We start from the raw sequence: 13116 nt of genomic DNA, 5'->3' as shown, positions 1-13116 counted from the left end.
GTCCGAGCAGTGGTGGATGCACCGTGCACCTGCCGATAGCCGTGCTGGCCCACAGGGAATTCGTTTCCGTACGGCGGATGCCCAGGCTGGTAGTTCATGGATGGTTCCTTCTTCCTCAAGATGCAGTCAGGGCACTGGCCGCCTCTGGTACGCACTGTCACAGTGCCTGCATCCACTGAGGCCAGGCTGAGAATTTCCTCTCTGCAGCCCAAGACTTTTCAGGGGGTGGTGGAGGCAGGTGGCGATTGCGGTCCCGCATCCACTACAGGAAGCGGTGCCGTCGTCGGTTCCGGTGACTGAACGTCGCGGCCACGCCGAACGATTTCGAAGGTGTTGATCGGCCACCAGAACCAGCGCCCCAGTGCCGCGGCGATCGCCGGCGTCATGAAAGCCCGCACGATCAGCGTGTCGACTATAAGGCCGATACCGATGGTCATGCCGAGTTGGCCGACCACGCGTAGGTCACTGACGATCATCGACATCATGGTGAACGCGAACACCAGTCCGGCGGCGGTCACGACGCGGCCGGTGGCGCCCATGCCGCGGATCATGCCGGTGTTGAGTCCGGCGTGGATTTCCTCTTTGAGTCGCGAAACCACCAGCAGGTTGTAGTCCGAACCGACCGCCAGCAGGATCACCATCGATAGAGGGATGACGATCCACTGCACGCCCAGCCCGAGGATGTCCTGCCACAACAGTACTGACAGGCCACATGCGGTGCCCAGGGATGCGGCCACGGTGCCGACGATGACCAGGGCCGCCACCACGGAGCGGGTGATGAGCACCATGATCGCGAAGATCAGGATCATCGAGGCGATGATTGCGATGGCCAGGTCTACGGTCACGCCGTCTTGCATGTCGGCGTACATCGACGCGGTACCCGCGATCGAGACCTTCGCATTGGATAGCGGGGTTCCCTTGACCGCGTCGGCGACAACGCCTTTGAGGTCACGGACGTGCTCGATGCCCTCAACCGAGGCCGGGTCGCCTTGGTGGGTGATGATGAATCGGACCGCCTTACCGTCCGGCGATACGAACATTTTGAGCCCGCGTTTGAAGTCGGGGTTGGTAAACACGTCGGGCGGTAGATAGAAGAAGTCATCGTTCTTGGCCTGATCGAAGTAGAGGCCAATTTCCGTGGCGCCCTTGGCCAGTTCCTGCTGCTGCGCCTGGGTACCGGCCATCACGCTGTGCGTGGCCACCATGAAGTCGCGCATCCGTCCCATCGAGTCGATGGTGGTCCTTAATACCGGAAGCATCTGGGGCATCAGCTGATCCATGCGATCCATATCGGCGGTAAGGCCCTGCATTTGTTCGGTGAGTTTATCGATGCCGTCCAAGACATCGAAGATGGAACGTAGCGACTGACAGATCGGGATGTCGTAGCAGTGCGGCTCCCAGTACAGGTAATTGCGCAATGGCCGGTAGAAGTCATCGAAGTTGGCCAGGTTGTCGCGCATGTCCTCGGTGACCTTCACCAGGTCGTGAGTCCGGCCGACCATGCTGTGTGTGGTGGCGGTCAGCTCCTGCATGAGGCTGTACATGCGTTCCATGCTGGCGACGGTCTTGCTCATCTCGTCGGCCTGCTCGAGCATCTGAGCCGAGTTGTCGTTGTTGAATTTTGCGGTCTGCAGGGTGCCCGCATTCTGCGCACCCATGAGGAACGGGATTGAGCTGTGTTCAATGGGCGCGCCCAGCGGACGGGTGATGGTCTGCACGCGTTCGATTCCGCGCATGTGAACAATGCCCTTGGCCACCCTGTCGATGACGAGCATGTCTGCGGGGGTGCGCAGGTCGTGGTCGGCCTCCAGCATCAGCAGTTCCGGGTTCATGCGGGCCTGGGAGAAGTGGCGGTCGGCCACTCCCATCGCCAGGTTGGCCGGCATGTCGGCGGGCGTGAATTTCTGGTCGTTGTACTGCGGCACGTAGGTCATCAAGCTGACGAAGCCGATGATCGCAACCAAGCTGGTCAACACGATGATAGGGATGGGCCAGCGCACCACCGATGTGCCGACCTTGCGCCAGCCCGTACTGGAGAGCTTGCCCTTGGGCTCGAGAAGCCCGAATTTCGAGGCCACCGTCAGGACTGCGGGTGCCAGCGTCAGTGCCGCGGCCACGATCACCAGAACCGAGATCGCGCACGGCAGGGCCATGCTCTGGAAGTACGGCAGCGTGGTCATGGTCAGGCACATGCACGCGCCGACGATGGTCAGACCGGAGCCCAGTATGACGTGCGAGACACCGTGATACGCAACGTAATACGCGTCTTCGCGGCTCAAACCTTTTGATCTCTCCTCGTGGTAGCGGCCAAAGAGGAAGATCACGTAGTCGGTACCGGCAGCCAACGCCAGCATCGTCACCATGCTCACCGCATAGGGGGTCAGACCGATAATGTTCAGATATCCGGCCGTAGCCGTAACGCCTTGCGCAGCAAACAGTTCCAGACCAATGATGACCATGGATATGAGCATCGTGACGATGGAGCGATAGATGAACAGGATCATCACGATGATCACGCCCACCGACACCAATTCCATGGTCGCCATGGATTGATGACCGGCTACGCTCGTGTCCGCATTGAGCACAGTATTACCGGCCACGTGGGCCTTGATGCCCGGGGGCGCGGGCACGGAGCTGACGATCTGGCGCACCGCGGCCACCGATTCGTGACTAGCACTGGTGCCCTGTGATCCGTTGAGGAAGATCTGCACGTAGGCGGCCTTGCCGTCCACGCTCTGTGAGCCCGCCGCGGTCAGCGGGTCGCTCCAGAAGTCCTGGACGTTCTGCACGTGTTCGTGATCGGCCTTGAGTTTGGTCACGATGCCGTCGTAGTACTCGTGCGCGGAATCGCCGAGTTTGTCGTCGCCTTCCAGAACGACCATCGCCGAAGAGTCCGAGTCGTACTGCTGAAACACCTTGCCGATGTTCAGCATCCCTTGATAGGCCTCAGATTTGGTGGGGCTAATCGGAACCGAACGAGAGGCCGCTACCTCATCAAGCGACGGCATCATCGCGCCCAGGACGACCGCCAGCCCGACCCAGAACAAGATGATCGGCAGCGAGAAGATCCGGATCAGGTGGCCAACAAACGGCCGGTGCGGCTTCGCGTGCACATTGCTCATACGGATTTCACCAAGCAGTAGATGAACGGTTTGACCTTGTCGGTACTGGATCGGTCGTCACGCACGCCCCCGTCGACCGTCACGCGGCACCCAAGACCGCTGACGTTGCGATCGCCTTGCGCGACGATGTTGGCCGACATGGATGGCATTGTTGTCACGATCGTGAAAGACCAAGGGAGTGAAGCATTCTCAACGAGATGGGGTTGCCCGTTCTCATCGAGGTAATTGAGGTTCGCAGTGCCGCCCGACCCGATGACCTCATAGGTGATGTGCTTCGGGTTGAAATTCGCGGTGATGCCCGATCCCTCGCCCGGTTTGGGAGGAGGGGGATTTATGGAGCTACGGATCTGCGAGATCGCGTATCCACCGATCCCGACAACGACTACCAGCAGTAGCGGAATCCAGAACCGCTTCAACAGTCGATACACCGTGCGCATCCCCTTCTGCACCTGCCGATGAGGCCACTACCGGACAACCGGCGACACAACCTTGTGTACCGACGGTCTATTACGGCGGAACCGTACCACGTTAATAGACCGGCGGTTCACTATGAGGTGACCGGCGGCGCATTAACATCGGGCCATGACCTTCCGGCGCGCACGCAGCGAGGAGCAGCGCGAGATCCGCCGGCAAGCCATCCTGGAAACCGCATCCTCCATGCTCAGCGACATGCCAGTCAGCCAGATAACCCTTAATGAGCTGAGTCGACGTACCGGCCTAGCAAAGTCGGCGATGGTCCGGTACTTCGAGTCTCGCGAGGCCGTATTGCTGGAACTGCTCGATGCCGCGCTGCGCTGCTGGGCGACCGAAATTGTGGCGGAGCTCTCTCGCGACACGTACTCCGGTACTGCGCAGGAACGGGCCAACCACGTAGCCACCCTGCTCAGCAGGTCTCTGCGGCAGCACGCGGTGTTGTGCGACTTGATAACGGCCCAACCGGGTGTGCTGGAGCACAACGTCTCGGATGGAACGCTGCTGCGCTTCCGGCGATCCGCCCATGCCAGCATCGCCTCGCTCACCGAAGCTATCCGGAGCTACATTCCCGAGCTCGGTGACGATGCCCAGAGTGTGTGCCTGTCCATCCTGGTGACGAGCGCTGCGCTGTGGATGTACGCGCGGCCGTCAGCCAGCGCCATCGCCGCCATTGAGACCGATCCCGCACTGGCAGATATCCATTTGAACTTCGACGCCGACTTGGAAACCATGCTGGCCCGGCTGATCGTCGGCGCCCTGGTCAAGCGCAGTTCCTGATTGCCTGTCCGCATCTCACGCCCCCAAAGCGGTGATGACGCGGACTCGGAGGCGCTCTCACATGTAAGCTCACACGCCGAGAGGTGCTACTGGTTCCGCTAGACAGACCACTCTCCGCCGATGTAGTTCAATGGCAGAACATCAGCTTCCCAAGCTGAATACGCGGGTTCGATTCCCGTCATCGGCTCCACTCTGACCAGCGTCGATACCGTTCGATACTGTTCGACCGCGGCCCTCAGGGTCACCAAAGGTCACAAGTCAGACAGAACTCTTGTTCGGACGGTCCAACGAGGCCCCCGCCAGTTTCAAGGCGTCGTTCTGGGAGTGCGCATAGACCCGCAACGTCAGGGTCGGGTCTGAGTGCCCGATCCACGCCGCGATGACGGCGACGGGCACGCCGTCGAGGTGCATCAGCGTCGCCGCAGTGTGTCGCCCACCGTGAAGCTTTAGGTGCCGCAGGCCAGCGCCTGCGACAGACTTAGCCCAATAGCGCGAGAGAACGGCGGGGTTGTACGGCTCCCCAACCTCATTGCAGACCACATACTCCCCCGCACCGTAGTGCTCCCCAAGCGCCAGCCGTTCGATCGTCTGGCGCTTTTTTGCTGCGCGCAGGACTGTCGCCAGCCGGCTAGGGAGTGGAAGCACACGCCGTGAAGCTTGCGACTTCGGGTCATTCTCGACAGTGGACCCCCCAGCCGAAACCCGGTTGTTGGCCACACTCAAAGTCCCCGCCGTCAGGTCTATGTCGGCCCACCGGAGACCTGCTATCTCCCCGCGCCGCAGGCCGTATGTGGCGAGTTCCCACGCATGGCCAATGCGGTCGGTCGCGAAGTGCTTACGCAACTGTTCGACTTCGGCGGTGGTGTAGGTATCAACCTCGCTGTCGGGCACCGACACGCGAGCTACCTTCTCGGCGACGTTCTTCTGAACAATCCCTTGCTCGCGAGCGTCATCAAGCACCTGCGCCACAGTGGAGATCACCTTGTTGACTGCGACCGGGGACCAAGGCCGGCGCGTACGCCCCTTCGCGGTGACGGTGCCACCGGCCACGAGATCCGTTACCAGAGTGTCGATATGAGCCTTAGTGAGCTTCTGAACCTGTCGAGCGCCGTGACGCTCGCGCAGCGGGGCAAGATCATATTCAAGCTTGGACAGAGAGGAAGCTCGCAGGTTATGGCGTCCCGCAACGTATTCCGTACACATCTGCTCGACGGTAATCTTTGACGGTGCGACGTAGGTGCCCGTCGTGGCCTTGTACTGAAGTTCGGACAGAAGCCTGCGCGCCTCGGCCTCGGTTCGACAATGCCGCTTTGCCTGCTGCCGCTTGCCGTCCGCCGAGTTGACCCCGACATCGACCTTAACCCGGTACCGCTCAACCATTTTCCCGCTCGCACGGTCCAGTACCGTGATCTTCCTAATCTGCGGAGGAAGCTGCTGCCTAGTCACGGTCGGCAACCTCTGACTCCGGAATCGCACGAATTTGTCGGTTCAAGGCCTTCAATTCCTCGTTCTTGTCGGCCACTGCAGTGATGTCCTCGACTGCGATACCGCCGGGATTGTTGGACGTCAGTTCTTCCAACAGTTCTAGCGCGGTCTCAATCCTGATCTGCTTATCGAACTTCTCGCGGGATAGCTTCGCGAGCAATCCCAGGTCTGACTGAGGGTCCTTGTCACGCTCACCCGTGAATCGCAAAAGCGCCACGATCGACGCAACATGCTGCCCCGGAAGGAATTCCACATCTCCATCCGGCAGCCTGGGGTATAGCAGAGCAACCGGGGGAACCCCCATGGCCTCCGCGAGCACCACGAGTTCAGAGACATCGAGCTTTCCTGCGCGACTGTTGCTTTCGATCTTCGATATAGCAACCCGCGTGAGTGGATAACCCAGTTCCGCGGTGCGAGATGCAAGCGCCTGCGCCGACAAGTTGAGATATCTGCGGTAGTCGTGGACAGCCTTGCCGACCCGACCAGCCAGCTCCATCTGCCACGCCTTGGCGACACCATCTACGTTCGGCATCGCACCATTCTCGCATACATCTCGTTGCGTTCGGGAGCATCAGGTGTATGCTCTGTTATGACGCTCTAAGTCCATCTGAGTGTTTCATTTCAGAGCAACCCGGAGGGTGCCCATGAACGATTGGGAGGCCGTTGGCCTCAAGTTGGGTGGCATTTGCCGCTCGTTGGTGTTCCAGCTGTGGAGGACGGGCGAACTGCCCAGCGTGAAGATCGGTAAGCGCCGCTTCTCCACTGACCGACAAATCGCCGAGTATGTCGCTCGCCTGGAGGCGGGTGCCGCCTGATGCACCACTACCCGCAGGAACTGTTCCCCGATATCGGTATCCGCGACGACGACCGAACGCCAGATCTTCGTCCGAAAAAAGAACTGCCCCCGACCAGCACCGCCAAGCACCAGGTCGAGGGCAATCAATCAAATCCCTTGGAAGGAATCGATCTCCCATGAACACTACAGCCTCAACTAGTCAGCGGCAAGATGCTCAAACAGGCCCGGTGCCACTGCCTCCCGGTGCCGACCTCGAGTGGGTCGATGCCTGGCAAGAGAACTTGGACGGCGTCCAATACCGTCTGGTCTGGTCCGGTCCTGCCGAATTGCGTGAAGGCATATCGGATTTGGACATCCGCGCGGTTGTAACGCAGTACCAGGACGGCAGCATCGCCACCGACGGCGAGGACCACCCAGAGGTCTACGTCGGGGACACCAGCTACACACCTGCCGACGCATTTCTCGTTGCCAACGCCATCATCAAAGCCGTATTTCAGGCAGTCCGGTGGTCGGGTGGTGCGAAATGAGGGCCTGGGACACAAAGGACGCTGACCTGGAGACATTCCAAATGTTCGATGCGCCAACGAGATCGTTGATCTTGCGCATGCTGGATGAGCCCACCGACGACGACCACGCCGCATTGGGGAGTCACCCGAGGGCAGCGATGATCGCCAGCTGGTTACTCACGTTGCCCCCGTACCGGAATGTCAACGGATACGAAGACGATCAGGTACAGGCCGTTGGCTGACTTTGACGAAGAAACCGGCTCGCACGAGCGAGCTACCCCGTACTCGGTGACAGGGGCGGATATCCGCCCCTGTCCCGAATGCGCTGCGCCCGCTGGACTTCCGTGTAAGTGGCCCAACGGGCTGCCTCGGAAGTCACCTCATTGGTCGCGGTGGAAGACGGAGGTCGCATGAAGTACAACAAGTGGAAGTGGTTCGACCTCGTCGTGGCGGACTCCCGTATCCCTGCGGGAGAGAAAATCGTGCTGGTCCGTCAGGTGGTGAAGGCGGTGCTGAATGGTGGGGACACCTTCTGTGTGCGCCAGCAGACCGTAGCGGCCAGCACCGCAACTAATGAGCGCACCGTGCAGCGTGCCTACAAGCGCGCTACGGATCTGGGCTACCTGGAACCAGTGATAGAGCGCCTACGTGGAAGCAAGGGCAAGTCCGATACGTATCGACTGTTGATGCCCACCGATGTTGGCGCGGGGGTGGCTAAAGTACCCGACAAAAAGTCGCCTACTTTAGCCGAAAGTACCCGACTATTAGTCGACGAGTACCCGACTATTAGTCCAAAAGTACCCGACACAGCCAACGCGCCTACCAGCGAAAACGGCACCCCTATAAGTTCTTTAGAGAAGTTTTTAGGAGAAGGTGCGGCCTCGCCGCCCCCCGCCCCTCTTCTTGACCCTCTAGGACAACCCCGCTGTCGTAAGCACTTCGGCGTAGAGAACCCACCCGACTGTCCTCCGTGCGGTCTGGAACGCGAACGCAAAGAAGCCCTTGATCGGTTCAAGGCCGAACGTATCGAGGCAGAGCACAGAGCCATCCGAGCCGCTATCGACAGCTGCCCCAACAAATGCGACCAAGCCGGACGCCTAGACGACCTAACCGATTGCCCCCTGCACCCCAACTTTCGGCAGAACAGGGCCGTGGCATGACGCAACTGCTCCTGTACAAGCCCTGCTGCATCTGCTTCTGCTTGGTCAACACCTACGAGAGCGCGCCATACAGACATGGCCACGACGCCTGCGGCAAGGCACTTTTGAGCTGGAACTGGGAAGCCATGGACGACGACACCACGGCAGAAGGCCAAGCGCAATGACCTGGACCCCACCGCCATGGAAAGACAAGGTGCTCGCCGACCCGGACGAGGCCAGGCGCCTATCGCAGCTGCATCTTCTGCGCTACGAACCACCGACTGACGACGACGAGATCAACTGGATGCTCTACCTCCAAGAGGTCGGCTACATCATCCACGACGACCACCGCAGATGGCTCAAGGGAATTCAGTTCGCCATTGAGCAACGCGGCTGGGAATACAACCGCCACAACTTCCTACGACTCTGCAACTGAAAGGCCAGGCCCAATGAGTAACAACCAATCCGACGAGAACATCGCACCGCCGAAGTTCCGGCTGTGCGACTACCCCCGCACCTACGCAGATAACGAGTATCAGCGCTTTATCGCAGACGAATTCGGCTACCTCGAGCCATACGAGGACGAGACCGATTCGTGGCGGTCAATGCCACTGCGGCTCACTCACAACACTGCAAGCGACTGGTGTATCGAGTGTGGCCCTTTCAACTTCGATGGCCGGGACATCAATCGGTTGCGTGAAGCAATTGCCGCCTTCGATCGGATAAGCAAATGAGCAAGAGCGGACGTGACGGGTCGGAATGGCCTACCCACAAGCGCAAGAGCAAGTCTCGGCGTACTCGCCGCGATGCGAAGCGCAAGTAAGCGGGGCATAGGTGTGGCATGGACGATTTCGACACGAACCGACTTGACCCGGCCGAACGCGCACAACTGCAGTACGACATGTGGGTCTACTTCCAGATTGACCGTCTCCCGAGCACGCGCGCTGAAATGGATCAGCTGCTGTTCTGGAAAGAATTGGACCTTGATGTCCTTGAGGCATACAACGATTGGGTTGAAGTAATAAGGCAACGGGCGCAGGAAACAGGGCTCGAATGGACCCGAGAGAACTGTGACAAGTACGGATGGTGGGACGCATGAGTGAGAGCAAACGGGCTCGGTGAGGCGCCGCCGCAACGTACGGCCCTGTGTCCGGTGTCGTGTGCGCCGCACGCGCGCCAAGGGTGGGGTATGCCTGCAATGCCGTGGCTCTGAGCATCCCGAGATACGCAGGGAGGGAAGCGCGCTGCACATTGGCGGGTGCGTCCTCACCGTCGAGGCGGCCCTGCGGTTCGCGGATCATATCGTTGATGCCGCGGAGAGCCCATGAAGCCACCAAGCCAGTACCTTACGGAAAACTGTGAGTTGATCATCCCGCCCGAATTCGCCCTGTGGCTACAGAACTACGCGGGGATCAACGGTGATGTGCGGCTGCGTGTTCGGATGAACGACCCGGACAAATTCTCGTTCCTACAAGCCCTGCAGTTCGCCGCTCAATTCGCCACCCTTGCCGCTAGCGGAACGAAACTCGCTGGCGTTCAAGGGAATGCTACAGACTTGAAAGTGACAACAACCATGGCTGCGCATGAGACCGGGAGGTCTGAGCGTTGCGTACGTCATTGGTGCCGAACAGGCCGCCTCAGGGCGACCAAACAGGGTCGCGACTGGGTTATCAACCGCGCCGACCTGGAGATCTTTCTAGCCGAACAGTAAGTGCCTCATCCGCGGTGGAACGCGGATGAGCTGGAACGTCGACCTCACGGGCATCTCGTCCCCTCAACAAATCCTTGACCGCATCATCGGCGCTACCCAAGCGCCGACTGTCGGCAATCCCATGTCCGCATACCGGTACCTCGACGCCCGCCGGCATACCACCATCGAAGAGACCAAACAGCGCCCCCTGCTTCGGTTGTGGGACAAGAACATGCAGTTCATCGGCACCATCGCTCAGGAAAAGAGCGTGCGTGTCGAAGAGGTGATGGCCGACTCTGGCACCGGTACGTGTGTGATACGGCGCGACAACTGGTTGTCGGACTTCATCCTGTACGACCGCCGCGCTGAAGAGGACCTGCACTTCACCCTTGATCCGATTCCGACCAACCGGTCTTGGAGGACGCGGTGGGGCGGGAAAGTCACCGGGGTCACCGCGAAGCGCTCCAATGACGGGTTGCACACCGTCGAAATGGAGATGGTCCACAACCGCGAGCATGTCAAACACCTTCTAGCTGGTGCCAATCCAATCTTCCCGCCTGAGATCCAGTTTCCGAAGATGTTCGTGCTTCCGTGGAACTGCCGCACTGCCGTTTCTCTGACGATGTTCATTAACCTTGCGCGGCAGTTCTTTCCGCTGCTGTCTATTCCGACGAACATCTTCAACCCCGGCGCGTGGTTGGGGGTTGCCGACATAATCGGTGGGTTTGATCCGCTGCTGTGGCCGGTGCAGGTGCAGTTCGTCAACCCGCTCTTCGATCAGTCCCGGACGACGATCCTCACCTCCCGCTGGACGGACATCCACACCGTCACAGCACCGCTGCTCGAGGATGCCGGCTGCATGATCCGGGCCTACACGTGGCTCACCGAGGATAAAGACTCACCCCATCCCGAACTGGGAACCCTTGCTGGACAACTAGCCCGTCCTCACCGTAACGCCGTGATCCTCGCCGTTGAGGACAAGTCTGGTGTGACCGGGCCTACGGGAACACTTTTGGACGGCCCGATCAACCTGATCGCGTCCACGGCGGACGACATGATCACCGAGACCCTCTCAAGTGTCATTGATCTAGACAAGGACAACGACGGCGAGACGGATCCCCTGATCCGCAAGTGGTTTGGCGTGGCACCAAAGCCGCCGTGGGTTGTGTTCAAGGACGGCGAGTACTCGGGAATTGTCGAGTCTCAGAGAACAACGCACGGCGCCACAGCGAAAACCATCATGATCGGCGGTCGTTCTCCGGGGTGGGTGAACCAGCTTCAGACATTCGGAATCAAGTACTCCTTGTCTCAGCTGTCGGCTGTCATCTCCTACGCGATCGGGGCCTACCAACAACCCGGAACTCCCGGTTTAGAGGAGCTCTACCAAGGCCAGCTGGACGACACTCTTCTTGCCTTCCAACGGTTCACGGATCCGATCCGCGCTATCCGCATGGGCGACTTCGGGTTCCTGGAGCACTTCGAGCAGGGTGGTGGCGGCACCGCATACACCGTGTCCGGAATCCTGAACCTGCGCTCAGGGCATTGGAAAACACGGGCCTACACGAGCTTTAAGACATCCATCCGCAATGGGATGCCCTACCTGCTGGATACCGATTTCACCCTTGGTGACCGGTTGGGGTTCCAGATGGCCAACGTCATCCACGTTGACCAATGCACCGCTATCCGTAGGTCTTACGACGAGTCCACCCCCATGACGATCGAGCTGTCGATCGGGGACGACTCCGAGGAAGAAGATCCCGTAGCCAAAGCCACCCGCACCCTCGCCGCAGTGTGGGGGCTGATGGGCATGTTCCTCGGCAGCTCCGAGATCTTCTGATTGCCGTTAGCGGCAAGAAAAACTCACCCGCCCAGGGCAATAACGCACCATCAAACATATGGAGGCATTAGTGATGACCGTCGAGACCCGGCGTCAAGCATTGTCCGCGCAACTGCTCGACCAACCACATCCAGTCGATATCTTCGGCATCCTGGAACAGCGCGACGCTATCGACCGGGTTGCATCTGTGGAATCCGAGGATATGGCCACTCGGCTTCTCACCCTGGCCATGTCGGCACACGACGAGGTGATGGTGCGTGCGCTACTGCACGCCGCGTATCACCACCGCTGGCCGCAAACCCGCGACGCCTACACTGCGGCGTATCCCGAAACAGCTACAGCCGCAACGGAATTGTGGACTCTCACGGAGAAGGAACAATGATCATGATCGGAAATGACTCGCAAAGCCTGTATCCGAGCCAGCCCGACTACAGCCCATCCCAACCGCCCGACTCGGTTCGTCTTGAGCCTGGTGGTGTGAGCGCAGGTGCGACAGTAGTCGAGGGGACTGCCTACGAACAGGCTGCGACGGCTATTACGCACGCGCACAAGGAGTTGGCCCGGCACTTGGAGGCAACCGAGAAGGAAGCCCATCGGTATTCCAGTTCGGGATACAGCGAGCAGATAGCACTGTTCGCCAATACTGATGCGGTCAAGGCCGTTGACCGTGCAGAGCAGCAAGTGGAGGCACGCTACGAGAAGGCGCGTGCCGAGTTCGACGGGTATCTCTCTAGCCTGGTCACTCCCGGCGATGCGGCAGCGGAGAGTCGAAACACCCGGTTCTGGCATCGTTCTGAGCGCCTGCTCGACAGCTCCACTGGTCACGACAAGATGCTTGTTGCCCGCGACCTCATCAAGAACTCCACCCGCGAACAACTGGGTGTCCTCTTAGAGGAGCTACCCACGTATCTGAAATCCACTGGTCTCTCCGCCGATTGGATCGACGACTACACCCGTCAGTGCGTCCCTGAGTATGCAGCCATCAAGAAGCGGCTAGACACCGCCGAGAGCGGCAAGATGCTATTGCAGCATTCCGCGCGATACCTGCGCAGATGTATCGCCGATGGCCGACGCGGTGACGCACAGGTCATGGACCGCTTGGACTTCTTCACAGCGGGCCGTCTGCCAATCGACCGCAGAGGGACACTGCGCCCCACTAACGGCGGCAAGTTCGACCCCGACAAGTAGACAGAGACTTCGATGCTGACGACGCCCACCGAAACGGATACGCGTCGTGACCACAGCATCGATTCGGTGCAAGGAAGGGTCACTCCTTTGCACCAACCCCGG

General features: G+C 59.9%; 17 protein-coding genes and 1 tRNA gene. 14 read left to right on the top strand and 4 right to left on the bottom strand.

Annotation, left to right across the window (positions count from 1 at the left end; translation table 11 throughout):
- Positions 1 to 218: 218 nt before the first annotated feature.
- Together B4383_RS21090 and B4383_RS21085 are read right to left on the bottom strand one after the other, a co-directional pair.
- A complete protein-coding gene (locus B4383_RS21090) occupies positions 219 to 3122 on the bottom strand; it encodes an RND family transporter (protein WP_078293135.1) in 2904 nt (967 codons plus the stop codon).
- Positions 3119 to 3550, bottom strand: a complete 432-nt coding sequence (locus tag B4383_RS21085; protein WP_078293183.1) for an MmpS family transport accessory protein — start codon at positions 3548 to 3550, stop codon at positions 3119 to 3121. The genes B4383_RS21090 and B4383_RS21085 overlap by 4 nt, the downstream gene beginning before the upstream one ends.
- A gap of 154 nt (positions 3551 to 3704) precedes the next feature.
- Between B4383_RS21085 and B4383_RS21080 the strand changes: the two genes are divergently transcribed.
- On the top strand, positions 3705 to 4373 hold the full coding sequence (locus B4383_RS21080) for a TetR family transcriptional regulator (RefSeq protein WP_078293134.1): 669 nt from the start codon (positions 3705 to 3707) through the stop codon (positions 4371 to 4373).
- 116 nt (positions 4374 to 4489) lie between these two features.
- Positions 4490 to 4563 (top strand) — tRNA-Gly (locus B4383_RS21075).
- Positions 4564 to 4631: 68 nt separating this feature from the next.
- Here the strand turns inward: B4383_RS21075 and B4383_RS21070 are convergent.
- Entirely contained in the window at positions 4632 to 5819 is a 1188-nt protein-coding gene (locus B4383_RS21070; protein WP_078293133.1) for a site-specific integrase, read from the bottom strand.
- Entirely contained in the window at positions 5812 to 6390 is a 579-nt protein-coding gene (locus B4383_RS21065) for a helix-turn-helix transcriptional regulator (RefSeq protein ID WP_078293132.1), read from the bottom strand. The genes B4383_RS21070 and B4383_RS21065 overlap by 8 nt, the downstream gene beginning before the upstream one ends.
- A gap of 112 nt (positions 6391 to 6502) precedes the next feature.
- Between B4383_RS21065 and B4383_RS26795 the strand changes: the two genes are divergently transcribed.
- From B4383_RS26795 to B4383_RS21015, 12 genes are all read left to right on the top strand, one after another.
- Complete coding sequence (locus B4383_RS26795) at positions 6503 to 6673, top strand: hypothetical protein (protein WP_164497502.1); 171 nt, start codon at positions 6503 to 6505, stop codon at positions 6671 to 6673.
- 208 nt (positions 6674 to 6881) lie between these two features.
- Positions 6882 to 7181 (top strand): hypothetical protein, encoded by a 300-nt coding sequence (locus B4383_RS21060; RefSeq protein ID WP_286154558.1) that lies wholly within the window; start codon positions 6882 to 6884, stop codon positions 7179 to 7181.
- A complete protein-coding gene (locus B4383_RS21055; protein ID WP_078293130.1) occupies positions 7178 to 7402 on the top strand; it encodes a hypothetical protein in 225 nt (74 codons plus the stop codon). Before B4383_RS21060 ends, B4383_RS21055 begins: the two co-directional genes overlap by 4 nt.
- Before the next feature lie 168 nt (positions 7403 to 7570).
- Positions 7571 to 8320, top strand: coding sequence for a hypothetical protein (locus tag B4383_RS21050; RefSeq protein WP_078293129.1), 750 nt, complete (start codon positions 7571 to 7573; stop codon positions 8318 to 8320).
- Positions 8317 to 8484 (top strand): hypothetical protein, encoded by a 168-nt coding sequence (locus B4383_RS26790; RefSeq protein ID WP_176138416.1) that lies wholly within the window; start codon positions 8317 to 8319, stop codon positions 8482 to 8484. The genes B4383_RS21050 and B4383_RS26790 overlap by 4 nt, the downstream gene beginning before the upstream one ends.
- Positions 8481 to 8735, top strand: coding sequence for a hypothetical protein (locus B4383_RS21045; protein WP_078293128.1), 255 nt, complete (start codon positions 8481 to 8483; stop codon positions 8733 to 8735). The genes B4383_RS26790 and B4383_RS21045 overlap by 4 nt, the downstream gene beginning before the upstream one ends.
- 13 nt (positions 8736 to 8748) lie before the next feature.
- Positions 8749 to 9033 (top strand): hypothetical protein, encoded by a 285-nt coding sequence (locus B4383_RS21040; protein ID WP_078293127.1) that lies wholly within the window; start codon positions 8749 to 8751, stop codon positions 9031 to 9033.
- 107 nt (positions 9034 to 9140) lie between these two features.
- Positions 9141 to 9398, top strand: coding sequence for a hypothetical protein (locus B4383_RS21035; RefSeq protein WP_078293126.1), 258 nt, complete (start codon positions 9141 to 9143; stop codon positions 9396 to 9398).
- 225 nt (positions 9399 to 9623) lie between these two features.
- Entirely contained in the window at positions 9624 to 10010 is a 387-nt protein-coding gene (locus B4383_RS21030) for a helix-turn-helix domain-containing protein (RefSeq protein ID WP_078293125.1), read from the top strand.
- Positions 10011 to 10035: 25 nt separating this feature from the next.
- Complete coding sequence (locus B4383_RS21025) at positions 10036 to 11826, top strand: hypothetical protein (RefSeq protein ID WP_078293124.1); 1791 nt, start codon at positions 10036 to 10038, stop codon at positions 11824 to 11826.
- Positions 11827 to 11884: 58 nt separating this feature from the next.
- A complete protein-coding gene (locus B4383_RS21020) occupies positions 11885 to 12208 on the top strand; it encodes a hypothetical protein (RefSeq protein WP_139360951.1) in 324 nt (107 codons plus the stop codon).
- A gap of 2 nt (positions 12209 to 12210) precedes the next feature.
- Positions 12211 to 13014 (top strand): hypothetical protein, encoded by an 804-nt coding sequence (locus B4383_RS21015; RefSeq protein WP_078293123.1) that lies wholly within the window; start codon positions 12211 to 12213, stop codon positions 13012 to 13014.
- Positions 13015 to 13116: the final 102 nt, after the last annotated feature.

The organism is Mycobacterium sp. D16R24 (assembly GCF_002013385.1).
In the GTDB taxonomy this organism is placed as follows: domain Bacteria; phylum Actinomycetota; class Actinomycetes; order Mycobacteriales; family Mycobacteriaceae; genus Mycobacterium.
This window is presented reverse-complemented; position numbering and strand designations above follow the sequence as displayed.